The 24,479-nt window shown below is 53.9% G+C and carries 26 protein-coding genes; 13 read left to right on the top strand and 13 right to left on the bottom strand.

Features of this window, described 5'->3' with window-relative positions:
* The first annotated feature begins 31 nt into the window (after positions 1-31).
* Positions 32-457, top strand: a complete 426-nt coding sequence (locus Q0816_RS21890; RefSeq protein ID WP_298854631.1) for a hypothetical protein — start codon at positions 32-34, stop codon at positions 455-457.
* A gap of 133 nt (positions 458-590) precedes the next feature.
* Here the strand turns inward: Q0816_RS21890 and Q0816_RS21885 are convergent, their stop codons facing one another.
* Positions 591-767 carry a hypothetical protein gene (locus Q0816_RS21885; RefSeq protein WP_298854629.1) on the bottom strand — a complete coding sequence of 59 codons (177 nt, stop codon included), beginning with the start codon at positions 765-767 and terminating at the stop codon, positions 591-593.
* Between Q0816_RS21885 and Q0816_RS21880 the strand changes: the two genes are divergently transcribed.
* From Q0816_RS21880 to Q0816_RS21860, 5 genes are all read left to right on the top strand, one after another.
* Positions 684-1,349, top strand: a complete 666-nt coding sequence (locus Q0816_RS21880; RefSeq protein ID WP_367180560.1) for a VOC family protein — start codon at positions 684-686, stop codon at positions 1,347-1,349. The two genes, Q0816_RS21885 and Q0816_RS21880, sit on opposite strands and share 84 nt — an antisense overlap.
* Positions 1,350-1,382: 33 nt before the next feature.
* On the top strand, positions 1,383-2,153 hold the full coding sequence (locus Q0816_RS21875) for a nuclear transport factor 2 family protein (protein ID WP_298854625.1): 771 nt from the start codon (positions 1,383-1,385) through the stop codon (positions 2,151-2,153).
* 60 nt (positions 2,154-2,213) lie between these two features.
* On the top strand, positions 2,214-3,077 hold the full coding sequence (locus Q0816_RS21870) for a protein-ADP-ribose hydrolase (RefSeq protein ID WP_298854623.1): 864 nt from the start codon (positions 2,214-2,216) through the stop codon (positions 3,075-3,077).
* Positions 3,068-3,922, top strand: coding sequence for a hypothetical protein (locus Q0816_RS21865; RefSeq protein ID WP_298854621.1), 855 nt, complete (start codon positions 3,068-3,070; stop codon positions 3,920-3,922). The genes Q0816_RS21870 and Q0816_RS21865 overlap by 10 nt, the downstream gene beginning before the upstream one ends.
* Positions 3,923-4,108: 186 nt before the next feature.
* The gene (locus Q0816_RS21860) at positions 4,109-5,323 is read left to right on the top strand and encodes a cytochrome P450 (protein WP_298854619.1); all 1,215 of its coding nucleotides are present in this window, start codon (positions 4,109-4,111) and stop codon (positions 5,321-5,323) included.
* 84 nt (positions 5,324-5,407) lie between these two features.
* Here Q0816_RS21860 and Q0816_RS21855 read toward each other — a convergent pair whose 3' ends face one another.
* Genes Q0816_RS21855 through Q0816_RS21815 form a run of 9 tightly spaced genes read right to left on the bottom strand, consistent with a single transcriptional unit; the run spans position 5,408 to position 14,170 of the window.
* A complete protein-coding gene (locus tag Q0816_RS21855; protein ID WP_298854616.1) occupies positions 5,408-5,794 on the bottom strand; it encodes a nuclear transport factor 2 family protein in 387 nt (128 codons plus the stop codon).
* Between the two features lie 9 nt (positions 5,795-5,803).
* Positions 5,804-7,249, bottom strand: coding sequence for an aldehyde dehydrogenase (locus Q0816_RS21850; protein WP_298854614.1), 1,446 nt, complete (start codon positions 7,247-7,249; stop codon positions 5,804-5,806).
* Between the two features lie 33 nt (positions 7,250-7,282).
* Entirely contained in the window at positions 7,283-8,062 is a 780-nt protein-coding gene (locus Q0816_RS21845) for a coniferyl-alcohol dehydrogenase (protein WP_298854612.1), read from the bottom strand.
* Positions 8,063-8,075: 13 nt separating this feature from the next.
* On the bottom strand, positions 8,076-9,077 hold the full coding sequence (locus tag Q0816_RS21840; RefSeq protein WP_298854610.1) for a branched-chain amino acid ABC transporter permease: 1,002 nt from the start codon (positions 9,075-9,077) through the stop codon (positions 8,076-8,078).
* Positions 9,074-9,964 (bottom strand): branched-chain amino acid ABC transporter permease, encoded by an 891-nt coding sequence (locus Q0816_RS21835; RefSeq protein ID WP_298854608.1) that lies wholly within the window; start codon positions 9,962-9,964, stop codon positions 9,074-9,076. Before Q0816_RS21835 ends, Q0816_RS21840 begins: the two co-directional genes overlap by 4 nt.
* Positions 9,965-10,675 (bottom strand): ABC transporter ATP-binding protein, encoded by a 711-nt coding sequence (locus Q0816_RS21830; protein WP_298854606.1) that lies wholly within the window; start codon positions 10,673-10,675, stop codon positions 9,965-9,967. It abuts the gene before it with no gap.
* Positions 10,672-11,403, bottom strand: a complete 732-nt coding sequence (locus Q0816_RS21825) for an ABC transporter ATP-binding protein (protein WP_298854604.1) — start codon at positions 11,401-11,403, stop codon at positions 10,672-10,674. Before Q0816_RS21825 ends, Q0816_RS21830 begins: the two co-directional genes overlap by 4 nt.
* Before the next feature lie 8 nt (positions 11,404-11,411).
* The gene (locus Q0816_RS21820) at positions 11,412-12,698 is read right to left on the bottom strand and encodes an ABC transporter substrate-binding protein (RefSeq protein WP_298854602.1); all 1,287 of its coding nucleotides are present in this window, start codon (positions 12,696-12,698) and stop codon (positions 11,412-11,414) included.
* A gap of 26 nt (positions 12,699-12,724) precedes the next feature.
* A complete protein-coding gene (locus Q0816_RS21815; protein ID WP_298854601.1) occupies positions 12,725-14,170 on the bottom strand; it encodes an aldehyde dehydrogenase in 1,446 nt (481 codons plus the stop codon).
* Between the two features lie 140 nt (positions 14,171-14,310).
* Here Q0816_RS21815 and Q0816_RS21810 point away from each other — a divergent pair, with 140 nt between their 5' ends.
* Positions 14,311-15,126: an AraC family transcriptional regulator gene (locus Q0816_RS21810; protein ID WP_282153373.1), complete on the top strand. Its 816-nt coding sequence runs from the start codon at positions 14,311-14,313 to the stop codon at positions 15,124-15,126.
* A gap of 11 nt (positions 15,127-15,137) precedes the next feature.
* Here the strand turns inward: Q0816_RS21810 and Q0816_RS21805 are convergent, their stop codons facing one another.
* On the bottom strand, positions 15,138-16,025 hold the full coding sequence (locus Q0816_RS21805) for a LysR family transcriptional regulator (RefSeq protein ID WP_298854591.1): 888 nt from the start codon (positions 16,023-16,025) through the stop codon (positions 15,138-15,140).
* 234 nt (positions 16,026-16,259) lie between these two features.
* On the opposite strand from Q0816_RS21805, the gene Q0816_RS21800 reads away from it, so the two are divergent.
* Both Q0816_RS21800 and Q0816_RS21795 read left to right on the top strand, forming a co-directional pair.
* Positions 16,260-16,694: a recombinase family protein gene (locus tag Q0816_RS21800; RefSeq protein ID WP_298854589.1), complete on the top strand. Its 435-nt coding sequence runs from the start codon at positions 16,260-16,262 to the stop codon at positions 16,692-16,694.
* Positions 16,691-17,371 (top strand): IS6 family transposase, encoded by a 681-nt coding sequence (locus Q0816_RS21795; protein ID WP_298854587.1) that lies wholly within the window; start codon positions 16,691-16,693, stop codon positions 17,369-17,371. The genes Q0816_RS21800 and Q0816_RS21795 overlap by 4 nt, the downstream gene beginning before the upstream one ends.
* A gap of 203 nt (positions 17,372-17,574) precedes the next feature.
* On the opposite strand, the gene Q0816_RS21790 is transcribed toward Q0816_RS21795, so the two are convergent.
* Positions 17,575-18,657: an AraC family transcriptional regulator gene (locus Q0816_RS21790; RefSeq protein WP_298854585.1), complete on the bottom strand. Its 1,083-nt coding sequence runs from the start codon at positions 18,655-18,657 to the stop codon at positions 17,575-17,577.
* Between the two features lie 440 nt (positions 18,658-19,097).
* Here Q0816_RS21790 and Q0816_RS21785 point away from each other — a divergent pair, with 440 nt between their 5' ends.
* From Q0816_RS21785 to Q0816_RS21775, 3 genes are read left to right on the top strand one after another with little or no spacing between them, the layout of a single operon-like run.
* Positions 19,098-20,189, top strand: a complete 1,092-nt coding sequence (locus tag Q0816_RS21785) for a DUF1214 domain-containing protein (protein ID WP_298854583.1) — start codon at positions 19,098-19,100, stop codon at positions 20,187-20,189.
* Positions 20,190-20,205: 16 nt separating this feature from the next.
* A complete protein-coding gene (locus tag Q0816_RS21780; RefSeq protein WP_298854581.1) occupies positions 20,206-21,216 on the top strand; it encodes a DUF1254 domain-containing protein in 1,011 nt (336 codons plus the stop codon).
* A 40-nt stretch (positions 21,217-21,256) separates the two neighbouring features.
* Positions 21,257-22,045: a transporter gene (locus Q0816_RS21775; protein ID WP_298854579.1), complete on the top strand. Its 789-nt coding sequence runs from the start codon at positions 21,257-21,259 to the stop codon at positions 22,043-22,045.
* Positions 22,046-22,300: 255 nt separating this feature from the next.
* Here Q0816_RS21775 and Q0816_RS21770 read toward each other — a convergent pair whose 3' ends face one another.
* The gene (locus Q0816_RS21770; protein WP_298854577.1) at positions 22,301-23,098 is read right to left on the bottom strand and encodes an alpha/beta hydrolase; all 798 of its coding nucleotides are present in this window, start codon (positions 23,096-23,098) and stop codon (positions 22,301-22,303) included.
* Between the two features lie 678 nt (positions 23,099-23,776).
* Between Q0816_RS21770 and Q0816_RS21765 the strand changes: the two genes are divergently transcribed.
* Positions 23,777-24,457 carry an IS6 family transposase gene (locus Q0816_RS21765; RefSeq protein ID WP_298854574.1) on the top strand — a complete coding sequence of 227 codons (681 nt, stop codon included), beginning with the start codon at positions 23,777-23,779 and terminating at the stop codon, positions 24,455-24,457.
* Positions 24,458-24,479: the final 22 nt, after the last annotated feature.

Here is a 24,479-nt window from a genome sequence, read left to right as displayed (position 1 = left end):
CCTGCGCGAAGAGCTCGAGCAGCGTTAGCAGGTGGTCTACCTGTTTCACAATCATGAACTTTTTTTCACACTCCTGAACTTATTTTTCAAGGATTTTCTTTCCAAAATGAGCATAAGGCGTGATTTCCCTGCGATTTCATTCAGATGCCACTTTGAGCCATTTGGGATTACAGAGCTTAGTTTATCGGTAGAACGGGCACTTCTAAAGCCGAATCAAAATCTGACGCCAATTTCGATTCCGGTAATTGTGGTCACAATCCGGCAAAACGCCTTGCACCAGATGTTCCACCCATTACCCGAACGGATCACCAGCAATTCGCGGTCTGACATAAGGGGGTTGGATCAAGCTTCCGATGATGCGTTTGGTGACTTGGAGGCAGAAAACTCCGCTGCAACGGTATGCAGTCGCGAACAACAAGTTAAGCCGATTAGGCGGTTTTCCAAAGATTTATTATGAACGCTACGGGGATTGTTACTCTACATAATCGCCATTTTAACCCACAATACTTCTCCCTATCTGTCTTTCATCAAAACAAAGAACGAGGGCAGACATGGCGAGCTCTGATGCACCTATTTCTATTGGTCAGGTATCACTGGTCGTAAATGACCTTGAACTTGCGACGAACTTTTACAGCTAGATAATCGGCCTCCACGTTCTGACTCAGGATGGCGAAAGCGCAAAACTGGGTGCCGGCAACAAACCTCTGATCGCCCTTGAAAAAGACGCGGCCGCGCGAAGTTACCCAAACGAAGCGGGCCTGTTTCACACAGCTTTCCTATTGCCCAATCGTTCTGACCTGGGAAGCTGGCTCTTGTATGTCGAAGAACTGGGAATTCGGCTTGATGGTGCTTCTGATCATCTGGTCAGCGAAGCACTCTATCTTCAGGATCCTGAGGGGAATGGGGTCGAGGTCTATTGGGACAGACCACGCTCTGACTGGCAGCGATCCGGCGATCACATTCAGATGGATACGCGCCGCCTTGATCTTGAAAACCTGGTGCACACGGCCTCGAGCGCCTGGACACATGTCCCGACCGACACCGTCATAGGCCACGTTCATCTTCAAGTGGGCGACGTATCCAAAGCGGATGCCTTTATGACTGAACATTTAGGTATGACCAAGACATTCGGAGTCCCGTCAGCCGGCTGGTATGGGTCAGGGGATTATCACCATCACCTTGCTGCAAATGTCTGGAAATCTCCAGGCGTGGCAACGCGCCCGGCAAACGCCACCGGATTGTCTGAGATCGAGTTGCTATCCGACACCAATGCGCTGCAGACGGGCTTCGTGAACGATCCCTGGGGCAACCGTTTCTCCGTCAAGAAGGCGCAGATGCGCGCAACCTGACAAACATCTTCCAAAACCAAGAGGAACTATCAAATGTCCACAAAAGAAATCGTAATCAATGCGGTGACAGCTATTTTCACCAACTTCGACCCGGATGCAGCACAACAGTTGCTGGCTGAAAACTACATTCAACACAATCCTGCTGTTCCCACCGGTGCGGCGGCAATTCTGGGTTTTATACCCGCATTGCAGGAAAGCGGTCTGAAAACCGAGACACACCGCGTCATTGCAGAAGGCGACCTGGTTGTCCTGCATAGTACGTACCATAACGCTCAGGCCTTCGGAGCTGAAACTATCGTCGGCTTCGATGTATTCCGTGTCGAGGACGGCAAAGTGGCCGAACATTGGGATAACCTACAAGTACCAGGTGAACCGAACCCATCGGGGCACACCATGACAGACGGTGCGACCGAGGTCTCCGATCCCGACAAAACGGCGGACAACAAAGCGCTGGTAACGGACTTTGTTGAAACCGTCCTGAAAGGTGGCGACGCCTCGAACATTACGGACTTCATCTCTGCTGAAACCTACATCCAGCATAACCCGGCCATCGCCGACGGGCTGGACGGGCTGGGATCGGCATTGGCCGCAATGGCCGAAAACGGCATCACAATGGTTTACACCGATACACCAATTGTCGTGGCCGAGGGCAATTTCGTATTCACGGCCTCAGAGGGCACTCTGGGCGGTGCACCGACAGCATTCTTTGACCTGTTCCGAGTTGAAGACGGCAAGATCGTAGAGCACTGGGACACGATCTCTGAGATCCCGTCCGAAATGGCCCACGACAACGGAAAATTCTGACATCCGATCCTTATGCCTCCTGGCGACATTCGCCGGGAGGCACCATCAGGGAACAAAGCAATGCTGCAATATGCTGATCTGATCAAACTAAGAGTGCCCTTTATGCCGGCAACCGGCGCTGCCGATCTGACAGGTGCCGTGTCAGCGATCAAAGCAGACCCAGCTTCCCGCGAATTCTGCAGCCGCCATCATGTCCCCTATTCTCCGGCAGATCAAAGGCGATGGGTGCAGGCTGCTCTTACAATGCGAGCGACCGCAGCTCTGTCGGATGAATTGACAAACTCAGTTGATCGTTTGCTGCAATCTGAATTGGCCCAAAAGGACATTGTGGATGCGGCGTCTCTGCCACGTGCTGCCGGCCCCCACTCTTTTGGCGAAATGATCAGCATCTGGGACGGCGACATCACAACACTAAAGATTGATGCGATAACCAACGCTGCAAACGCGCAGATGCTGGGATGTTTCCAACCTTTTCATGCGTGCATCGACAACGCCATACAATGTGCCGCCGGGCCTCAGCTGCGCGAAGATTGCGCCATGATCATGTCCCAACAAGGTCGGGATGAACGGACAGGTGAAGCTAAAATCACTCGCGGTTATAACTTGCCATCAAAACTCGTTCTGCACACGGTTGGCCCCATCGTTCCAAACCATCGACCCACCACCGAGCAAGCACAGCAATTAGCGAGTTGTTACACGTCTTGCCTTTCTCTGGCGGCACGAGCCGGGGTAAAATCGCTTGCCTTTTGTGCAATTTCGACAGGCGTTTTTGGATACCCGCCTGAAGAAGCCGCTGACGTCGCCTTGCGAACGGTTTCGGGTTGGCTGCAAGCCCATCAGAGACCTTTTGAACACGTCGTTTTCAATACATTCGGCGATGCAGCCACTGAGATCTACGAAAGGAAAGTTGCGTCATGGATGTGATAACGCAAGCGGCGCAGTTTGTGGCGGAAGCGGACACGATTTTGATAGGTGCAGGCGCAGGTTTGTCAGCCGCAGCGGGGCTTGATTATACGAGCGAAGCTGACTTCGCTGAACGCTTTCCAGGCATGTTGCAATACGGAGCCCGGTACCAATATCAGCTGATGGGATATCCCTTTCCTAACGAAGCGTTGAAATGGGGATATTATTCGGTGGCGCTGGACTATGTATACAGGGCGCAAACGACTGAGGTTTATCAAAATTTGCGCGCCATTGTAGGTGGCAAAACACATTTCGTCATGACCTCAAATGTTGATCAGTATTTCCACAAGAACGGATTTGCCGAAGAGCAGATTTTCACGCCCCAGGGTGACTATGAACGGTTCCAGTGTTTCAACCGTTGCCATGACGGCACGTGGGATGGAAAGCCTTTCGTCGCTGCAATGCTCCCGCACGTGAACCGGAAAACGCAGATGGTCGAAGATCCGAATACGCTGCCGACCTGCCCCCGATGTGGTGGGCGGGTATTCATGAACGTGCGGGGCGGCAACTGGTTCGTGGAAGACCCTTACAGGCCGCAGGCGCGACGGCTTCCTGAATGGCTTTCAGAACGGGAAGGAAAGAAGCTTGCCCTGATCGAAATTGGCTCAGGTTTCAACACGCCTGGTGTGATACGGGTGCCGATGGAAACGATATCATCGCAACTTCCAAATGCAACGCTTATCCGCATCAACCGCGACCACGCCAACGGCCCCAAAGGCACAGTTTCAATTCGAGCAACAGCGGATCAGGCGCTGGCTCAAATTTTGGAAGTGCTCGAACGGACCATGGAACCTGAGCTCCGATGAGGACGAGTGCCGCCTCCATGAAAAATTGGTATTTTATTGCCGCTGAAAGGAAATCGTTGTGGATTTTTTGACAACACCAATATTGAAAAAACAGGCGCGTCCCGACAGGATTTCAGGATTTCCTGACGTCAAGTTGCGCCGGCTAACCCTTCACGAATACGATTCCATAGATGCGGAGGTACACAGATGCCAGACTCTCCCATGACCGTGGCTCTTGATGCGGAAGAGTTCAAACAGGACAGATACGGGTTTATCGAACATTTGAGGGCACAGTCCTTTTACGCACGCACACCCGATGGAGGGATGATTTTCTACAATCAGGAAGACGTTGCAGAGATATTCAAATGCAGGGATTTCCGGTTCCATTTTGAGGGGATTGACGAAACAAAGAGCCCCTACCTGAAAAAAGCGATTGATCACGAACTTCTTAACATGCACGGGGTAAGCCATGATCGCTTGTCACGACTGGTGAAAATCGCTCTGCGGGAACGGATCGTGGGCGGGATGCGCCAATCCATCGAAGCGATTTCCAGGGATCTGACGGCGGCCTTTCCGGACACAGGCGAGGTTGAGTTTTGCGCGGATTTCGCCGACCCGTTGCCTTCACGGGTGCTGGGGCCAATGTTTGACGTACCTTACGTGGAAACAGAAGGCCTGAACGACTGGATCAAGGTGGGTGGCCGCAAGCTGGATGCCCTTCAAACCGGTGTCGGGATAGAAAAAGTCGAAGAGGCCAATCGCCGAATTCACACCTACTTGCGCGATCTGCTGTCTGAACGCCGCGAAAATCCAGGCGAGGATCTGTTCAGCGAACTTATTCAGGCTGAAATTGACGGCGACCGAATGTCTGAAGATGAGATTGTCTACTTGTCCGCCGAGTTGGCCTCGGCCGGGGTAGACACAACGCGGACACAGCTTCCCCTGATCCTTCTGGCGTTGCTTCAGCACCCTGATGAACTTGAAAAGCTCCGAGCGGATCCCGGTCTTGCGCTGCGCGCTGTTGACGAGGGTATGCGTTTCGCGCCGCTTCCATGGGCCATTCCACATCAGGCAACCGGGGAATTTGAGTTCAAAGGCCTGAAGTTCCGTAAAGGGGATGTCGCCTATGCGCTTGTGCCGGGTGCCAATCGGGACCCGTCGGCCGTCAAAGATCCTCAAAACTTCAATATCACCCGCGAGGGGCGCACACGCAATTTCTCGTTCGGAGCGGGCATGCATGCGTGTCCCGGAGCGCAACTGGCAAGGATGGAAATGTCTGTGGCGCTTCATGGCCTGGTATCAGAGTTTTCAACCATCCGCCTGCTTGAGCGACCGGATTGGGAACCGGGTCATGAGGGCCGCGGGCTGAGGACGCTGAAACTCCATGTCGAGCGCGGGGCAGAGCACCACCGCCCACAATAGCGCGTATCTCTTATAGCAGAGCCAGACCCGGAGCCTTTCATTTCAAAAGACAACCGGGTCCGGTTGGCGGTTCAGGAATTAAGTTCAGAACATCCCGTTATCGTTTTTGGAGTGGTCCGGGATCACTTGCAGGACGTCCCAATGCTCGACGATCTTGCCTTTTTCATCCAGACGAAAAATGTCCATTCCCGCGTATTCCAGACCTTCGGGCCAGATCTGGTGGCAATGAAGCACGACGTGATTACCCTCGGCTATGGCGCGTTTTACGACGACTGACTTCACCGGATACTCATCCGCCATCTTGATGAAGTAATCGATAAATCCCTGCTTTCCGTCTTCAACATCCGGGTTATGCTGGATGTAATCATCTCCAACATATTGTTCGATGGCTTTAGCCGGTTCGCAATCGTTGAACATCATCTCATAGAACGCGATGACATTCTTCTTGTTTTGCTCCAGATCGTTTGTCATTTCTGCTCCTCAGAATGGGAAATGCTGATTTGGGTTTTCGATTGTCACCCAACGAACCGAGGTGAATGCGTCGATCCCGGAACGGCCTCCAAATCGACCATATCCGCTGTCTTTTACACCACCAAACGGCATCTGCGCCTCATCTGATACGGTTGGTCCATTGATATGGCAGATTCCAGACTCGATGCGGTCAGCAACAGACATGACACGTGTGATATCGCTGCCATAAACGGCGGCTGACAAACCATATTCCGTGTCATTGGCAATACGGATGGCTTCTTCGTCGTCCTTGACGCGGATGATGGATTTCACCGGGCCAAAGCTCTCTTCGCTGTAAATCCGCATCTCCGGCGTAACATTGTCGATCAATGTCGCTTCGACGATGGTTCCGTTGCGGTTGCCGCCGGCAACGACTTTACCGCCCTTGCCGGTAGCATCAGCGATGAGGTCATCCATCTTCTCTGCAGCCTGTGAGCTTACCAACGAGCCCAGCACGACCTTTTCGCGCGGGTTGCCCGCCGGAAGGTTGGAAGCTTTGGTTGCCAGAGCTTTGACAAATGCATCTGCGATCCGGTCCTGAACGATGATCCGCTCGGTCGACATACAGATCTGGCCCTGGTTCATAAAAGCCCCGAACGCCGCCCCGTTTACAGCCGCGTTCACATCAGCATCATCAAGGATGATCAACGGCGCCTTTCCTCCCAATTCCAGCAGCGCTGGTTTGAGGTTGCGGGCAGCACGTTCCCCGATGATCCGACCAACTTGGGTTGAACCCGTAAAGTTCACATGTCGCACCCGCGCATCGTCAATCAGGGCACCAACAATTTCGGGCGCATCCTCTGGTGCGTTGGTGATCACGTTCAACACGCCGGGTGGAAAGCCTGCGTCCTTAAAGGCCTGACCGATGGCAAGCTGGACAGCCGGGCACAGCTCCGAAGCTTTCAGAATGGCAGTGTTGCCGCAGGCAATCGCGGTGGATACAGCACGCGTGCCCAGAATGACCGGCGCGTTCCAGGGTGCAATTCCGACGCAGACGCCCAATGGCTTGCGCTGCGCCATTGCCAACGTTCCGGGTTTGTTTGCCGGGATGACCTCGCCGGAAATCTGCGTTGTCAGGGACGCAGCCTCGCGCAGCATACCTGCAGCCAGCATGCAGTTGAATCCAGCCCAAATAGACGTGGCACCGGTTTCGGCAACCATAGCGTCAACGATCTCACCGGTATTGGCTTCCATGGCTTCGGCAGCTTTCAACAACAGGCCGCGCCTTTCAGCCGGGCTTGTCTTTGACCATACCGGGAACGCGTCTGCCGCCGCCTGTACCGCCTTTTCGACATCCTTCACACCCGCTGCCGGAGCAACGGTGGCAACCTCACCAGTGACCGGGTCAGCGCGCTCAAATGTTTGGCCGCTTTCCGCAGGCACATCTTCTCCGTTGATCAACATTGAAATGTTCATCTTACTCTCCTGAAATCAGATTGGTTGTAGCGCTCAGTTCAGCCCGTTGCTCGTCGCGTCGATATTGGCCCGCATACCACCATCACTTGCGATATTGGTGCCGCGCAGCCAGACGGAACCGTCGGACAGCAGAAAAGCTACAATCGGTGCAATGTCTTTGGCCGTACCCGGACGGTCCATGATACGCATATCTTCTTCCGCGCGTTCCCCAAGTGTCTCAAGAAAATCACCCAGAATTGGTGTATCTACAGGCCCCGGACTGACTGCGTTCATACGGATACCCCGATCACGCCACGTCCAGCGGTTTTCATGCGTCCAGGCAACAAGCGCCTGTTTGCCAAAGAAATAGCTGTTTTCAGCGGTGATGCCATGGGTTTTGCAGAATGCCTCGACACCGTCGAAATCCAAATCATCGGCCACCCTGATCTTGGCAACCTCGCCTTCCCAGCCGATCCCGGCCAATGACGCCAGATTCACAATCGAAGCATTGTCGGCCAAACTGTCGACCAGACCCAAGGTCAGTTTTTTCAAGGCCACAAGGTTTACAGTTACGACAACTTCGGGCGGTGCCGTGGGCGGAACCCCTGCAATGTTGGCCAGACCATTGGCGTTATAGCCCTTCAGCGTTTCGATCAGATCAGCCACGCCGGCTGCATCCATCAAATCCACCTGATGAAAGATATCCAGTTCCACCGAAGGTTCGTTCCGGTCGACGCCGATGACTTTTGCACCATGCTGTTTCAGTTGCACCGCAGTTTCGGCACCAATACCCGAGGCGACACCCGTTACAATAATAGTTTTGTCCTTCAACATGTCTTACTCCTCATCATGTGTTTGATTTTTCGACGATATAGCCGGTTGGAATTGCCTCTCCCGGCAGGCGCGGACCGATCCAGCCCCACACCCCTTTGGGCAGGAACAAAGCGAAAAACACGGCCACTGCCCCAAGCCCGACAAGGTACCAGGCGCCATAGGCGGCAAAGAAGGTTTCGATCACAAAGAACAACACAGCCCCAATGATGGCGCCTTCGATCCGGCCAAGCCCGCCAACAAGCACCATGAAAAGCATGTACGCGGTCCACTGCACTCCGAAGAAGGCGCGTGGCTGAAAGTTCGATGCTGAGGCCAGCCATAAGGCACCGGCTGCTGCCGTTCCTGCTGCGGCCAGAACAAAGACGATGCGTTTCGTCTTCATCACGTTCACACCGATCGAGCGTGCCCCGATTTCGTCATCGCGAATGGCCGTAATGGCTGCGCCTGTGCGGCTGCGTAGGAGCACAACAAGAATGACGAAAACAGCAATTGTAATTCCCAAAGCCATCCACAGGGTGATCATGCTGCGGGTCTGAATGTCATATGCGTTTAGTGAAATCAGCGATGTGCCGGTCTCGCCCTGAATGAGCGGGTCAAGATTCACACACAGATGCGCCAGAGAAGACAGAACCCACATACCGATTGCAAACTCACCATCCTTCAACGAAAGCATGAACAGCGAGGTTATCCATCCAAGTGCGGCTCCGAATGCTATGGCAATCAGAATGGCGAGATAGGGATCAACCCCGGCATCCGCCAATCGAATGGTGGCATAGGCCGCTGTGCCAAAGAACAGTGTCTGACCGATCGAAACCAGCCCGGCGAACCCGGCAAGTGCATTCCACATCACCGCCAGCAAAACATAGACCAGCAGCGCCACAGCCCGGCCGCTTCCCCCTACACCGAAAACCCATGGTGTTGCGGCCAGCGCAACCACAGCAATAATAATTGCGATCATGGTCATATTTGCGGTGGCACCACCGCGCGTAACAGTCAATTTGGCGGTTGTGTTCATGTCTGTGCTCCTTTCCCAAGAAGTCCGGGCAAGCTGAAACCGTTGCCGCCGAGACGGATGAATACAGCTGCAAGGAATGCCAAGTGCCCGCAAATCAGAAAGCCCTGAGGGTGGATCATCGCGCCGATGGATTGAGCAATCGCAAGGATCATCGCTCCCGCCATCACGCGCCACATGGACCCAAGCCCGCCAATCACCACGGCTTCGAAAGCGAATAGCAGCTGCGCGGAACCATCATATGGGCCCCATGCGCTGCGCAAGCCAAGTGCTGCTGCCGCCAGAACCCCGGTCGCAAGTGCAATGCCTGTGGCGATGGCCAGCGTGCGGCCTGTATCAATACCCAAGAGCGATGCGGTTGCCCGGTCTTGGCTGGTCGCCTGAATGCGCCGCCCAAGATCGGTTCGGTTCAGCAACCATTCCAAAGCGATAATCGTCGCAATCGCTGCCATCAGAATGTAAACGCTGATCTGTCCGATATAGATATTCCCTGGCAGTTCGAATGACGCCCAGGACAGATCGCCGACCAAAGGCGCAAGCGAATTGCTATCCGCGCCAAACGCCTGAAACATCAGGTTATCCAGAATGATCGCCATGCCGAAAGTTGCCAGAAGGGGCAACAGTTCACCCCCCTGAGAGGCTTTGGACAGAACAAACCGGTGCAGAAACAGCCCGAGCCCGAACATCACGCAAATCATGATGACGATAGCGAGATAAAGCGGGATCGCGAAAATTGAACTCAGGACCAGCAGGCCAAACGCCGCCAGAATGATGAGCGCACCATGGGCCAGGTTGATTACATTCATCACCGAGTACATGAAGGCCAATCCGATAGCCAAAACGGTGTAATATCCGCCGAGCAATATGGCGTTGATCAGTTGCGAAGTCATTTAGTGGCCCTCCTCATGCCCAAACGACGCCGAGGCCATTTGCTCCAGAGATGTTTCGGAAGGCTTCGCATGCAGGGTCACGTTGCCTTCGCACATGACGATGATGTCATCCGCTGTATTGAGAGTTCGGGAGAGATCCTGTTCGACCACGACAATGGCAAGTCCCATGTCGCGCACTTGTTTCAGCGCGTCATAGGCCAACTCAACCGCAGCGGGTGAAAGTCCGAGTGAAACTTCGTCCAACATGACGGCAACGGGATCGCCCATCAGGGCTCTGCCAATGGCAACCGCCTGTTGTTCGCCGCCCGAAAGTTTGCCAGCCGGGGAATTGTCCAGCTTGGCCAGGTTCGGGAAGGCTTCATAGATTGCTTCGACGGTCCATGGCCCTTCGCGGCTGGTGGACATGCCCAGCATTAGGTTTTCCCGCACGGTCATATGCGGGAACAAACGCCGGCCTTCCGGCACAAGGGACAAGCCCGAACGAGCGCGATGATGCGCCGGCAACTCCGAGATATCGACTCCGGACAGCACCACTTTCCCCGAGGTTGCCATGTGATCTCCGGCAATACTGCGCAACAGCGTCGTCTTTCCTGCGCCGTTGGCACCGGCGACAAAGATCATCTCACCCGGTCTGGCGGTCAGGGAAACACCGTGTACGGCCTGCAACTGCCCATGTCCGGCCACGATATCGGAAACTTCGAGCGTACTCATGCTGCTGCTCCAAAATAGGCGGCCTGCACTTCCGGAGAGTCGATGACAGCCTGTGGTTCCCCATCCGCTATCACTTCACCACCAGCCATGCAGACCAATCGGCTGCAGGTTTCCATCAGCAAGCGCATGATATGTTCGATCCAGATGATGGTAACGCCGCGCCCATGAATTTTGCGGACCAAGGCGACCAGGTCGTCTCCTTCAGTGTCCGTCAACCCGCCTCCGATCTCATCAAGCAACAGGACCTTTGGGTCTGTCGCCAGAGCGCGCGACAGTTCCAGTCGTTTGCGATCGAGAAGGCCCAAAGTCTCACCACGGCGGTTCGCGACATGGGACAGGCCGGTTTCCTCCAGAGCCTCCCACGCTGCCGCTACCGGATCATCGGGCATCTCGTTACGGCCGTGCTCAACCGCAACAAGAACGTTTTCAAACACGGTCATCCCCAGAAAAGGGCGGGGTACCTGATGGGTGCGCCCCAGCCCGCGATGGCAGCGTTCCGCCGTATCAAAGGCGGTGACGTCTTCGTTCATCAGATGAACCGAACCGTCGGTTGGCCGAAGGGCTCCCGTCAGAAGGTTCATATAGGTTGTTTTCCCGGCCCCGTTTGGACCCAGAACACCCACAATTTCACCCGGATAGAAGTCCAGCGAAATTTCCCTAAGAACTTTATATTCCCCGAACGACATAGAAATACCGCCCGAACGAAGTACGGTGGATGAAGACGTCATGACTGACCTCACCCGTTGTATGGAATCAACGTGCCGGTAACCGGAACGTTGGTGTCCGTCGCATTTTCGGTGATGACGTAGTCAAATTGGTGTTTGTCACCCTTAGATTTCTGCCACTGGGTGCCAATGATCGGGCCAGAGGCAACATTCGGAACCGGCCCGGAATTGAAGTCAACCACACCACCGATTGTATCGGCCTTCAGGGTCGGCATGACTGCGGCTACTGCCTCTTTGTCCTTTGGGCTGCCCGATGCGCTCAAGGCCGCGATGGCCACATCAAATGCGGACAGGGTTGCTCCCAATTGTTGTGTCCACTGTCGGCCTGTTGCCGCTTCGTACCCATCACACAAAGCCGCCCCGTTCAGACCGGTGACCGGCGAAGTGTACGGGAAATCACGGTGCCAGTAAGCCGCACTGGCAATGTTTTCGCCCAGCCCGCCAAGCACCTCGATGTCAGACGGGAACAGACCCGTCTTTGCAACCTGAACAATCTTGATCTGCCGATGCAGTCCTTGCTGTGCTGCCTGACGCCAGAAGGCCGCGAAATCCGGCGGGATCGGGAAGGTATTGAAGATTTCGACGCCGGCATCTCGGAACATACGGATCTGCTGCGAATAATCCGAAGTACCTGTTTCATAGGCACCGGGATCGACAATTTCATACCCCGCTGCGGCAAGCTGCGGTGCCAAAGCCGCGCGAATGGCATTTCCGTCTGCATCGTTGGGATACATAACACCAACTTTTTTGTTGGTTTCGATCAGATTCCATTGAGAGACGTAGGCTTCGTAGAACTCGTTCACACCGAAACCGAAATGGTAACCGTATTTGAACGGCGAAGGTTCGCCGGGTTTAGCACCGCGGCCAAAATACCAGGCTTCCCAGGGCATAACGGTGGAAATGCAGGGCACCCCGGCAGCCTCGCAGGCATCCGAAACCGGGTTGATCGTTTCCGGCGTCGAAACTGCGATCATGATGTCAACGTTTTCGTTGTTGATCAGGTCTCGGGCAAGCTGTCCGGCGCGTGCAGGGTCGGACTGTGTATCGCGATCCAGAATTTCGACTGCATATCCGGCACCATCAATCGTCACACCGCTTGCCAAGGCTTCACGTGCTTTTTCCAAAACATATCCATCAGTTTGGCCAAATCCGGCCAGAGGGCCGGAAATCGGGCTGATAAAACCGATTTTCAAAGTTTCGCCTGACTGGGCTAACGCCGTTGTTCGGCCAAGGGTAAAAGTGCCGATGGCGGCCCCGGCTCCGATCAATAGACCTCGGCGTGAAAGATGAACGGACATTTTCCTCTCCTTTGGGTGACAGAGCCCTATCCCGGCTCGGTAGTGGTGCTGGTGATCCAGCGCAGTTCGGTGAATTCCTGAATGGCCCATCGACCGCCGAAGCGACCAAATCCGCTGGCTTTCACACCGCCAAAAGGCGCATGCGGGTTGTCGCGGACGGTGGTGCGGTTGATGTGGCAAATGCCCGTGTGCAATTGACTGGCTACGTCAAGGGCGCGCTTTTCGTCGGAAGAGAACACCGACGAAGCCAGCCCATATTCGCTGTCATTTGCAACAGTGATTGCTTCTGCGTCATCGCTCACGCGTGTGACCGACAAAATGGGTCCAAAAACCTCTTCGTTGTATAGACGCATGTCAGCTTCGACGGCGTCTATCAACGTAGGCTCTACAAACGATCCGCGAATGCCGCCGCCACCAACCAACTGGGCACCTTTTGAAACCGCGTCACTGATCAACAGGGAAAGGCGCTCGGCAGCCGCCATAGTGATGACAGGGCCGACATCCGTGCTGTCCTTGAGCGGATCTCCGACTTCAAGCTTTTTGCGCCCGGCTTCGATTTTTTCGATCAGCTCATCCGCAACACTTTCCGTGACAATGACACGCTCTGTCGACATGCAGATCTGGCCTTGGTTGTTGAAGGCACCAATCAGGGCCGCTTCGGCCGCTGCATCAATGTCTGCATCGTCAAGGACGACCTGATTTGCCTGGCCACCCAACTCCAGCAACGAGCGCTTCAGGTTGGTTGCACAAAGTTCGGCAACCCGGCGCCCTACCCGTGTTGATCCTGTAAAATTGACCCGACGCACGACCGGCGATCGGATCAGTGCCTCGACAGCCGTTTCGCTGTCTTCGGGCAAAGTCAGAACAACTTGCAGTACGTCATCAGGTATACCGGCGGAGTGAAACACATCTCCCAACCTGCGAAAGGTTTCGGGTGCGAATTCGTTGCCTTTGAGAATAACGGTATTGCCGCACAAAAGCGGGGCAGCGATGGCGCGCACCCCCAGAATAATGGGTGCATTCCAAGGGGCTATTCCCAAGCATACGCCACAAGGTTCCTTATAGGCCCGGCTGGTTATTCCCTCCTGATCAGGAATGTCTTCTACGCGGTCGACTTCTTCCGCATAGCTAGCTACATCCCGCAACATTGAAGCAGCAAAGCTGACATTGTGACGGGCCCAGGTGATAGGTGCTCCGATTTCATCGCACTGGGAAGCGACAAACTCATCCACCTTTTCCTGCAAAATATCCGCCGCCGCGACAAGAATTTGGGCGCGTTCCGAAGTCGGACGTGACGACCAGCCGGGGAATGCGGCGGCAGCTCGGCTCGCAATAGTCTGGCAATGTTCAACGCTGATGGCCGATTCACGGCTCACCGTTTCGCCGGTGGACGGACTGTGCCGCTCCAAAACGCGAGATTTGCGCGCAAATGCAATATCAGTTGGTGAATTCATACCCTGTTTGCTGGACATACCAGCCCTCCTATTGACAATTATGCGGAATAGATTATCGCATAATATGCTAATTTATGGGCATTCATTGTTAAATTCTGAGGGTAATGATGCAAATTCAGGACTACGCGGTACTCGATCATCAGAAAGAGGCGCTTCACATGCGGACGATTCGTACCCGTCACCCGCGTAATTTCGCCACGCTTCTAATGCTCGATTCCGGTGTACTGAGCTGGAAGGATACTGAGCGTGAAATAGAAGGACCGGCACTTTGCTTTTGGCCAGCGCACGACCGGCCTCGTCTGCAAACCGGGGCTGGCGCACAGATGAAAATCCTGGGTTTGAGTGAATCGCTTCTGGCTGACGCACTTGGGGCCAAGGCGGAATCCGTCCACTTACGCATGCTGGTTGAGCATCCGTTCGACGTTGGGCTTTCTGATGCTAACAGGGTTCTGAAAGTTAACGCTCTGCTGGATTGGTTTCAAACCGAGTTGACCGATCCTGAGGCCCGATCCCCGATGTCCCTGGCCGCCTATTTGCGGATCGTCCTCATTCAGGCACTTCGGGTGCATCGCCCCGACCCTGCGGATGGAGCATTGGAGAAAACCAGCATTCTGAGGCGGTTCCGACATCTGGTCGAATTGCACTACCGTGACCACTGGCTTGTTCCCCAATACGCCGAAGAACTTGGCGTCGATTATGACCGCCTTCATCGGATCTGCAAACGCGAGACAAGGCGCAGCCCCGCTGAGCTGGTACATGAGCGACTCACGGCCGAGGCGAAAGCGCGTCTGGAGAAAACCGGTCACCCGCTCAAGAAAATTGCATCGGATCTCGGATTTGCCGACGCGACACGTTTCAGCCATTTCTTCAAACGGCGAACTGAAATGTCACCGGGTGCGTACCGGGCAGTAGTTTCCCGTCCCGAAGGCGACAACCTCGCTGAGCTTAAACAAGGATTTTCCGACTGGCCTTAATCGGGTCAGGCTTACAAATGGTGACTCAAATCGGCCCGTAGTGTTTCAATAAACGCCACCACCTTGCGGTTCCGATACGCTGTCGGAAGATACACAGCATGCACATCAATCTTTCTCGATTGGAAACCTTCCAAAACGCGCACCAACTTTCCTGAAACCAGATCGTCCCCCAGAAAAACCTCCGGACAATGGTAAATCCCCTTGCCCGCATAAGCCGGGGCAAGGCAGGCAGGCGGGCTGTTGGCTATATAAGGCCCGTTGACGGGCACCTGTATCATCTGACCTTCAATAAAAAATGGCCATCTGTTGGGATGTGGATTGTTAGTATCACGGATGCATGAATGAGATTTCAGGTCGTCGGGATGGGCAGGCGACCCGAATTCCTCAATATATGAAGATGAGGCGACAGCCAGATATTCTGAGCTCGCCAATTTTTGCGCAATCAGACTCGAGTCCTTCAAAGGCCCCATTCGTATCGCAAGATCGAACGCGCCTTCAGCCAGGTCTGCATGCCTGTCGGACATGTCGATTTCGACGGTTACATCCGGGTAAGTTGTCATAAACTTGATTGCAGCATCGACAACAAAAGTCTCTCCGAATGTCAAAGGTGCAGTGACTCTCAATAACCCTGAAAAACCGCCGCTTTGATCCATCGTTAGATCCAGCGCGTCGCATTCACTTAGCACTTTCCGGCAACCTTCCAGATAGGTCCGGCCTTCGTTGGTTAACGAAAGGCTTCTGGTCGTTCGATGAAGAAGAGTAACTTCAAGTTGCCCTTCGAGTACGCCGATGTACTTGCTTACAAGCTTGTTGGAAATGCCGAGCCTTTTTCCGGCAGCAATAAACGAACCAGTCTCGACCACTGCGACGAACGCCCGCATTCCGTCAATCTTGTCCAAACCAGTTCTCCACTCGATCGAATTTCACCAGCTGATTTTTGGTAATGTCAAAACGGTTTCGATACCAGATCAACCTCGATCACTGTGCCTGCCTCACGACCACGAAAGCAAAGATCAAACACCTTCACGGTGGGGGCACATTCATTGCTTGTTTGGGTGGGCTTTGTCGCAAAGCTCTGAACGCGCAAATTTGTTCTGAGGGTCACACCGAAGTTTGGCAGCCGGTTCAGCGAATTGCCTGAAAAGACAGATTCCAGGTTTGACCTTGCCCTCAAAGCCCGTGTCAGTTCAGTCGGGCAATCACTGGATGTCCAATGCGAGAGGCTCACCAGTTGCGACAAGTTCTTCGAGGAAAAACGCAGCGGCGCGACAGACGCACGGCCGCAACTGAATGAATGCCTGAATTACGTTAGTGACAGCGATCAGCTTATCGTCAACCGTATCGACAGACTGGCGCGGTCTACACATCATCTCTGCCAGATCGCGGAGACCCTGCGCCAGCGGGGTAGTCTCATCGTGTCGGGAAAACCAAAAACGCTTATGAGAAAGCCCTATTCTGCACTCAGCCGGAATCGACCCCTGGCTCGGTTGCAAACTTTTGACATTGACGATTGTTGGGTTAGCGCGCGAGTGATCAGCAGCAATAATCAGTCGAAAGCCAGCTCATGATCTCCTTCAAAGGCGCGCAATATCCGAAGGATGTGATCCTGTTCGCGGTCTTTTTCTACGTTCGATACGGCGTCTCCTATCGCGACTTAGAAGAAATCATGGGAGAGCGAGGTGTTTTCGTGGATCACACCACGCTGAACCGATGGGTAACGCGATATTCTGGCGCCATTGCCGAAGCAGCGCGTAGACGCAAAGTACCATGCGACTGCTCCTGGAGAATGGACGAGACATACATCAAGGCTAAGGGCGCGTGGGTCTATCTATACCGCGCCGTCGACAAACACGGAAAGACACTTGATTTCATGTTATCTGAGCGGCGCAACAAGCCAGCTGCCACTAAATTCTTTGCCCGGATGCTGGAAGTTAATGGGTTACCACGGAAGATTGTCATCGACAAAAGCGGCGCCAATACTGCGGGCCTGAAGGCCATCAACAAAATGCTCAAAGGCTTTGGATGTCCCATTCCCATCGAGAAGGTCAGACGAAAATACCTCAATAACATCGTAGAACAAGATCACAGGTTCATCAAAAGGCGAACCCGTCCGATGCTTGGTTTCAAATCCTTCAATTCAGCATCAGCAACTCTAGCTGGAATCGAAACTGCGCACATGATCAGGAAAGGTCAACTCACACCAGGAGTCTGTCCATTCAAACAATTCGCCGAACTAGCCGGTTAACACCGATGCGATCGCTCAATCAGCTCACCATGCTCAAAAGTTTGCAACAGAGCCCGAAGGTCGTCCCCATTTTACCCATTCACAAGATGAGCATAGGAACAATATCCCACGCAAAAACTTTGCGACACAACCGTATTCACTCCATGGCCTGCTCCACTTTTTACTTATCCCAAGTTTGAAGCGCGGCAAAAGTATGCTGAACCTTATTCCTGGTACGTTTCACAATCGCATTCGACCGGGTCGAGTATCGGAACAGATGCCTCGTGGCGATTCAGTTCGTGGGTGCGAAAATCGGAAGGTGTATGACCGGTCCATTTCTTGAATGCCCGTGTCATGGCGGTTGCGTCAGAGTACCCTAGCTGATCGGCGATACCGCCCACTGACGTCTCAGACCTGGAAAGCAGGTGTTTAGCACGGTCGCATTTGGCTTCTATGACTATACGCGACAGTGATGTCCCATAAGCCGCAAGTCGGCGATTGAGAACAGCACCACGAGCGCCGCATGCCCTGGCAAGCGTCGTAACTGAAAAGTCATTTCGCCCAACCATTGATTTGGCAACGCTCTGGATCGAACTCAGTAAGTCTGTTGGTACTGGGTTTTTGTCGTCCTGGCCTGCAGGAATGCCCTCGGCGGCGATCCGGTTAACCAGTTCATGCAGAAGCCAGGCGCTTGGGAAGCGGAAGGAATACCCGTCTGGGCCGGCACCGACTGCCCTGATACCGTAGAAGTATGACGGGAGCAGATCAGGACGGTTCACCCGAACGAGAACCTTGTTCGCTTCCCAATGCTGACCAGCGGTTTCATGCAGCAAAGTGGCCCACCGGCTGATCTGAAACGCATCCATATAGGCAGGAGAGCAGCGCGGCGTGAACCTGCGTTTAGCAGAAAGCACGGCGTAATCTCCGGATACATCGAGTGTCATCGTGACCGCATTTGTGTTGTTTCCCGCATGAACGCAGAACTTGCCGATGAAATCAGCCAAGGAATTGGCGGTCCGAAAGGCCTGCCCGAATGGGGATGAAACGGTCGGATCTGAAGTCTGGCCAACAAGTGCTGGAAAATCTGGTGATGTGTTCTGCGCGACGGCTTCGAATACGGCGTAGATCGTATCGTGTGGAATGAAGCAATTTGGTGCGCTTAACTCCGAAAACGAAAGATCGAAACCCGCAAGGAAGTCTTCTACGGATCGACCGGATTCCCGATAAGCCATCAAGAGCGGCAAGAGAACCCGCCCACGCGCCAGCGGCGGTGTCCTATGCTGAGCATTTCCGTCCTGGCCCGTCATCATACATCCTACAATTGCAGCAATGGAACGATTGAACACACCAAACATAGCCCGGCGCTGCTTGGTGTCCCTGACCTGTGTCAAAGCCAAAGTCACTTATTGAAGTGAAAAAGCCAGGTTTCCACTGGTTGGGGCTGACTAAAACTGAGCCTCACCATCCGCTGATCGCAGTCCAAAGAATTGACATCCCTACAGGAATGATCGGTCAGCTGCATGGCCGAAAAGTAGAAAAAGCTCTGACTGGCTGGTTAAAGCATTTTCGCAATCTGTCATTTTGAACCAGTTTTCCGACGCGATTATTCCAATCTGTCAGGGCATACATTCGAGTTCTGTGTTTTGTTGGAAAGCGATGGCCACGGTTCCAATTGTAGAATTTCTGCACACCGCAAAGTGAGGGGCGTGAGTATGCGCGCCTGATCAGGTGCCGGGACCATCAAGCAATGCATTTTTATAGTTGGTTAGTGGAGAGGCAAATGATCAATCACACGCACAAACGCTGGAAGCTGGCGGCCTTGGCTGCAGCGTTAGGGAACTCCGCGACGGCTCAGAGCTTTGATACCACAGTCGATGCACTTGCCGAGACATACGAGGTGCCGGTCACCATAAGTAACTTTGTTCGGGCTGCGACTGACAATGAATTGAAAACGTATGACAGGTTGGCCGGAGGCGTAAACCAGTTCTTCCACTTCAAAGAACCGACTCCAATCGACAATCAGCCCACTATCCGGATGAACAGGGACACGCTCTATAGCGTTGCGGTTATCGACATCAGCAAAGGCGCGACCTTAACACTGCCTGATGTGGGCGACCGGTACATGACGACGATGGTGGTCAATCAGAACCACTTCATCAATGAAGTATTTGCTGGTGGTGGTGTGTTTCAGCTCGACATGGACACATTCGACACCCCCTACGTACTTGTTTTTATGAGAATACTGGTGGATGCGGAGTGTCCGGAGGACATCGCGGTGGTCAACACAATTCAGGACGGGTTCACTATCGAGGCTGCCTCGGCAAAGCCCTTCGAAATGCCCAATTATGACACCGAAAGCTTCGCGGCCGTGCGCCAGGCCGCGATTGACTTGGGCAGGTTCGCCACAGATAGCGTTCGGACCTTTGGCACGGCAAATCACGTCGACCCGTTGCGCCATTTCCTGGGCACAGCAGTCGGCTTTGGAGGTCTACCGGAAGAGGAAGCCTTCTATCTCAATATCGAGCCCGGCCTGCCGCTCGGCGAATACAATATCCAGGTGCCGGCGGATGTGCCCGTAAACGCATTCTGGTCTGTGAGCCTGTACAATGCAGACGGATTCTTTGAACTCAATTCCCTCGACGCCTACGTGATCAATTCGGTTTCGGGCACCAGGAATGACGACGGCAGCGTGACCGTGCATTTCGGCGGCTGCGACGACGGTCGCGCCAACTGCCTTCCGATCATGGATGGCTGGAACTATGCGGTACGCCTTTATCAGCCCGGCCCCGAAGTAATCGACGGAAACTGGGCCTTCCCGACCGTGCAACCCGTGAACTGAAAAACAGGATGCTGAGATGAAGATTCTTTTTCTGACAGTCGCTCTTACACTCCCGACAGGGGTCTGGGCTGAGGATGTTGTCGATGTGAACGTGGACAATCTCGTGCGCGCTGAAACGGACCATATGTTCCGCACCAACATGAATAATCTCGGCTTGGCCGTTGGCGAGTTAGGGCATATGCGCGAAGCCACCACACCTGACAATCAGCCAGTGATCCGCATGAACCAGGACACGCTCTATTCCGCCGTTCTATTGGATTTGAGCGAACCAGTCGAAGTAACGCTTCCCGAAGCGGATGGCCGTTACATCTCGATGCATGTCATCAACCAGGATCATTTCATGTACGCCGAGGCAACGCCTGGCTCTTACCTGATCACCGAAGAAGACCTTGGTACGCCATTCGGATTCATCGCCTTCCGCACTTTTGCAGACGTAACCGACCCAGATGACATCGCCGCAGCACGGGTGGCGCAGGATCAGATTGTCGTCAGTGGCGGTGGAACTGGTCCGTTTGATGCGCCCAACTGGAATACCGAACAACTCGCCGTAGCGCGTCAGGCAATCAGCGATTTGTCCCTGCTTGGCATCGATACGTCGCGTGCCTTTGGTAGAACCAAAGAGGACGTTGACCCGGTTCAGTTTCTGGTTGGGGCGCTTTCGGGTTGGGGCGGCCTGCCGCCTGAGACAGCAATTTACCTGCTGGGCGCGGTCGATAAGAATGACGGAGAAACGCCACATGTGGTTACAGTTAAGGATGTCCCGGTTCGGGCGTTCTGGTCAGTGACCGTCTATAATGGCGAGGGTTTCCTGGCTGCTAATGATCTGGGTGTTAACAGCTACAACGGCTACACAGCCGAAGCCGCGGATGACGGATCAGTCACGCTCCATTTCGGTGGGTGCGAGGACGGTCGCGTGAACTGCCTTCCGATCACTCCGGGGTGGAACTACGCGGTCCGCCTTTACGAGCCAGAGGATGCAATCCTGAGCGGTAGGTGGTCGTTCCCGACGGTGGAACCGATCAACTAGGCCACTCACCCATCCCGCCTTTCAAAAGGAGTACGCGGCTATGCGTCGATTCCATGTACTTGTCGGGCTGTTTTTTGCAGCCAGCGCAGGAACCTCAACCGTTGCAGACGAGGCCGCCGATTTGGCCCAGGAACTGGCCAACCCGCTTGCTGCCATCATCTCGGTTCCGTTTCAGTTGAACTATGATGATAACCTGGGTGTCTCTGATCAGGGGTCGCGCACCACGTTGAACTTTCAGCCGGTCGTGCCCTTTAAACTTAACAATGACCTTAACCTGATCACCCGTACGATCATTCCTTACATCTGGCAGGAAGACGTTGTCCCGGGGACGCGTCAGGAAGGAGTCGGCGATATTCTGTTCTCCGCATGGTTTTCTCCTACAAGAACAGGGGATCTGACATGGGGCATTGGTCCGGTCGTGCGGTTACCAACCTTTAGTGACGTGTCAAGCGACACATGGGCAGCCGGGATCACCGGCATTGCCCTGCGTCAGACCGGGCCGTGGACCTATGGTGCGCTGGCCAATCATCTGTGGGATCTGGAGAGCAATCCCGAAACCCCCACGAATGTGAGTTTTCTCCAGCCTTTTCTTGCTTATTCCACTGAAGGTGCCTGGACCTATTCGCTTCAAAGCGAAAGCACCTATGACTGGGAGGCTAAAACTTGGGCCGTGCCGATAAATGCCTCGGTCTCGCGCCTAGTGCAATGGGGGGCGGTGCCGGTCAATCTGCAAGCCGGGGTCGGTTTTTGGCTGGAGGCACCCGAGGTGGGTGCGGAGGGCGTTCGTTTTCGCCTCCAAGCCCAAGTCGTCTTGCCCAGGAGGCGCTGACGTTTAGCATAGGCTTTGTTTGTTAACAGCAGAAGTCAGGGAGTCTTGATGGCAGAACATATGCAACGGAATGGTCAAGCGCATGTCGAGCTCGCACCTGATCTTCAGAAGTTGCAATCGCGTCAAACTCGACTGCCTACATTAGTGCTTTGATAACGCGGTGGTTGTTTTGAGATGGTCAAACTCACAGATTGCGGACAAAGCAGATGTTAATACTCGATCAGCGTGGTTGCTCAATTCGGCGACTAACAAAAATTATCGCTGGATCGTCCGCTCAATTAGCTCATTCACCTGCTCTGGCGTCTCTATCGATGAAGAGTGACCCGCACGTTTGAAAATCTGCAGTTCTGCGCCCGTTATCGCCGCACGTATGCGTTGGGATTTCGCCGGAACAGTTGCAACGTCTTCATCGCCGACACCAATGCCAACGGGAATTTCGATCTTGCTCAAGAGATCCGCGCATCCCTCGCGGTCTATTACCCCCATAACAGCGCGGGTAATACCAACACGGTGATTGTTGATGATTACCTTCGCCCATCTGTTCTTTTCGTCTGTACGAGAGGCATCGTTCAAAAAAGATTGACCGAACATTATTGGCATGACGCGCCCGATTACAGCCCATAGTCCGATCCAGCGGGCCACGAAATTTAGCTTCCTGTATTTCAGAGCATTTTCATGTGGTTCAGGGTCTGCGGAGGTCTCGAGCAGAGTCAGTGTATTGAGTAATTCTGGGTGTTGTGCTGCCAATCGAATGCCAACAAATCCTCCCATGCTCAATCCAACGAAATGACAGCCTTCAATACCCAGATGTCGGATGAGAGCCACTGCATCAGCCGTTAGGGTGTCAATATCGTACCCACACTCGGTTACACTGCTTTGCCCCTGTCCACGGTGATCGAATGCGATACAACGATATCGTTTTTGGAAATGGTCAATTTGCGCCGCGAACATCGCTCCACTGAAAAGGAGACCATGCGAAAACACGATGGTCTCTCCGGCCCCTTTTGTATCGGTGAAGTGAATGCGCGCGCCATTCAGATCAGCATACGGCATGTTACGTCCACAGTATGAAATGTGGGTAGCATATCATGGCTTTGTCTACACTCGACCGCCCTAGTGAGGGCTAGACCAACTTGAGTGGCTGTGGGCTCACGGCGGACCTCGGAGGCAGCGCAGCATCGGGACCTGCCTATACCCTATCGATGCCAAGGACGGCCCAGAGCCGACATCCAACCCGTTGTTTCGATGCTGCGGTCGCAGCCCGCATTGCAGACCTTCGCCGCGAGCGCAAAATCCTGTTCAAACCGAACTCACACAACGCGGAGAAGCTGTGTGAAAACTCTGACTGTCCGGCGAAATATGTCGAAAACAGCCTCTATGTGCGTTCTCTTGCACTTCTGAGTGAGCTTTTGCACAGGTGCCGAACACGAGCGCGACGAGAGAGCTCGTGGGTCGAAGTTTTCACACAACCTCCGGACAAACCTGCCATTGGCGCGAAACTCTGAAGATCCGATTTGATTGCATTGCCGACGTTGGGGCTATGTCGGCGTTGTGCCATAAGCGGAAGTCGGCTTTGGTCAGCTGTGCCTCAAAACTCTAGCAGATTGTTTAGCCTATTCAGGCATGCCGCCCGCACGCAGGCCGTCGGGCTCTGTTGCAAACTTTTGACTATTGACGCGCTCGAATTCAGACGGTGAATGATCGCCGGTGTATTCAGTCGGGAACCAGTTCATGATCTCTTTCAAAGGTGCGCAATATCCGAAGGACGTGATCTTGTTCGCCGTGTTCTTCTATGTTCGATACGGCGTGTCCTACCGTGACCTTGAGGAGATCATGCGAGAGAGAGGTGTTTCGGTCGATCACACCACGCTGAACCGTTGGGTTGCTCGATACTCTGGCGCGATCGCTGAGTACGCGCGTCGCCGCAAAGGATCTTGCGACCGCTCTTGGAGAATGGACGAGACTTACATCAAGGTGAAAGGTGCGTGGGTTTATCTCTATCGAGCCGTCGACAAGCATGGCAAGACGCTTGATTTCATGCTCTCGCAACGTCGAAACAAACCCGCTGCCACAAAGTTCTTCGCCCGGATGCTGGAGGTCAACGGCCTTCCGAGAAAGATTGTCATCGACAAAAGCGGCGCTAACACCGCTGGCATCAAGGCCATTAACAAGATGCTAAAGGGCTTTGGATGCCCGATACTAATTGAGATGGTCAGGCGGAAATATTTGAACAACATTGTGGAACAGGATCACCATTTCATCAAAAGACGAACCCGCCCGATGCTCGGCTTCAAGTCCTTTGCTTCAGCTTCAGCCACTCTGGCCGGCATCGAAGTCGCGCACATGATCCGTAAAGGTCAATTCACACCTGGACTCTGTCCATTTCAACAATTCAATGAACTGGCTGCTTAACACCGCAGGTTAGATGCATTTC

Origin of the sequence: uncultured Ruegeria sp., from assembly GCF_947497005.1 — a bacterium.
Classification (GTDB): Bacteria; Pseudomonadota; Alphaproteobacteria; order Rhodobacterales; family Rhodobacteraceae; genus Ruegeria.
Note: the sequence above shows the minus strand (reverse complement) of the source record. Positions and strands in the feature narration are given on the sequence as shown.

Bases quoted from the DNA above. Each gene is read 5' to 3' on its own strand.
- Q0816_RS21875 (WP_298854625.1), top strand. From the start codon at position 1,383: ATGTCCACAAAAGAAATCGTAATCAATGCGGTGACAGCTATTTTCACC.
- Q0816_RS21870 (WP_298854623.1), top strand. From the start codon at position 2,214: ATGCTGCAATATGCTGATCTGATCAAACTAAGAGTGCCCTTTATGCCG.
- Q0816_RS21865 (WP_298854621.1), top strand. From the start codon at position 3,068: ATGGATGTGATAACGCAAGCGGCGCAGTTTGTGGCGGAAGCGGACACG.
- Q0816_RS21860 (WP_298854619.1), top strand. From the start codon at position 4,109: ATGCCAGACTCTCCCATGACCGTGGCTCTTGATGCGGAAGAGTTCAAA.
- Q0816_RS21855 (WP_298854616.1), bottom strand. From the start codon at position 5,794: ATGACAAACGATCTGGAGCAAAACAAGAAGAATGTCATCGCGTTCTAT.
- Q0816_RS21850 (WP_298854614.1), bottom strand. From the start codon at position 7,249: ATGAACATTTCAATGTTGATCAACGGAGAAGATGTGCCTGCGGAAAGC.
- Q0816_RS21845 (WP_298854612.1), bottom strand. From the start codon at position 8,062: ATGTTGAAGGACAAAACTATTATTGTAACGGGTGTCGCCTCGGGTATT.
- Q0816_RS21840 (WP_298854610.1), bottom strand. From the start codon at position 9,077: ATGAACACAACCGCCAAATTGACTGTTACGCGCGGTGGTGCCACCGCA.
- Q0816_RS21835 (WP_298854608.1), bottom strand. From the start codon at position 9,964: ATGACTTCGCAACTGATCAACGCCATATTGCTCGGCGGATATTACACC.
- Q0816_RS21830 (WP_298854606.1), bottom strand. From the start codon at position 10,675: ATGAGTACGCTCGAAGTTTCCGATATCGTGGCCGGACATGGGCAGTTG.
- Q0816_RS21825 (WP_298854604.1), bottom strand. From the start codon at position 11,403: ATGACGTCTTCATCCACCGTACTTCGTTCGGGCGGTATTTCTATGTCG.
- Q0816_RS21820 (WP_298854602.1), bottom strand. From the start codon at position 12,698: ATGTCCGTTCATCTTTCACGCCGAGGTCTATTGATCGGAGCCGGGGCC.
- Q0816_RS21815 (WP_298854601.1), bottom strand. From the start codon at position 14,170: ATGTCCAGCAAACAGGGTATGAATTCACCAACTGATATTGCATTTGCG.
- Q0816_RS21810 (WP_282153373.1), top strand. From the start codon at position 14,311: ATGCGGACGATTCGTACCCGTCACCCGCGTAATTTCGCCACGCTTCTA.
- Q0816_RS21795 (WP_298854587.1), top strand. From the start codon at position 16,691: ATGATCTCCTTCAAAGGCGCGCAATATCCGAAGGATGTGATCCTGTTC.
- Q0816_RS21790 (WP_298854585.1), bottom strand. From the start codon at position 18,657: ATGACGGGCCAGGACGGAAATGCTCAGCATAGGACACCGCCGCTGGCG.
- Q0816_RS21785 (WP_298854583.1), top strand. From the start codon at position 19,098: ATGCATTTTTATAGTTGGTTAGTGGAGAGGCAAATGATCAATCACACG.
- Q0816_RS21780 (WP_298854581.1), top strand. From the start codon at position 20,206: ATGAAGATTCTTTTTCTGACAGTCGCTCTTACACTCCCGACAGGGGTC.
- Q0816_RS21775 (WP_298854579.1), top strand. From the start codon at position 21,257: ATGCGTCGATTCCATGTACTTGTCGGGCTGTTTTTTGCAGCCAGCGCA.
- Q0816_RS21770 (WP_298854577.1), bottom strand. From the start codon at position 23,098: ATGCCGTATGCTGATCTGAATGGCGCGCGCATTCACTTCACCGATACA.
- Q0816_RS21765 (WP_298854574.1), top strand. From the start codon at position 23,777: ATGATCTCTTTCAAAGGTGCGCAATATCCGAAGGACGTGATCTTGTTC.